Origin of the sequence: Bacillus sp. SIMBA_008, assembly GCF_046535495.1 — a bacterium.
In the GTDB taxonomy this organism is placed as follows: Bacteria; Bacillota; Bacilli; order Bacillales; family Bacillaceae; genus Bacillus; species Bacillus subtilis.
In genome coordinates this window covers 1-313 of record NZ_JAWRWL010000217.1, presented here as the reverse complement: position 1 = coordinate 313, position 313 = coordinate 1, and the positions used below count along the sequence as shown (strand labels likewise).

Annotated in this window: 1 protein-coding gene; it reads left to right on the top strand. The window is 61.7% G+C overall.

All coding sequences use genetic code 11. The features are described 5' to 3' along the window. The coding region (locus SB658_RS22895) for a hypothetical protein (protein ID WP_410602543.1) at positions 1–292 on the top strand (292 nt) is incomplete at its 5' end. Positions 293–313 lie beyond the last annotated feature (21 nt).

Sequence of the window (313 nt, the reverse complement as noted above, 5' to 3'; positions counted from 1 at the left end):
CGCGCCGCCTGTCGCCGCAACATTGGCCTTATCGGGACCGTGGATCCAGCGCGTCTCGCATCAGCAGATCGTCCACGCCATTCTCGATCAGGACTCCAAGCTACGGAAAACGCCCTTCGGCGGCACTTGGTGTCGGCGGCGCAAGAAGTTCTCGTCAAGCGCCAGGGCCAGCAGGTTGAAACCCCGCGGTCAATTCGAGCCGTTGAAGAAACGTGAGGAGCCCATGTCAGCGGAAGAGTCAGACGGCTTCGGCGATCCTGCGCTGATGGTGCGACTGACGTCCGGCCTTTAGCACCGTGGTTTGGCCTTGCTT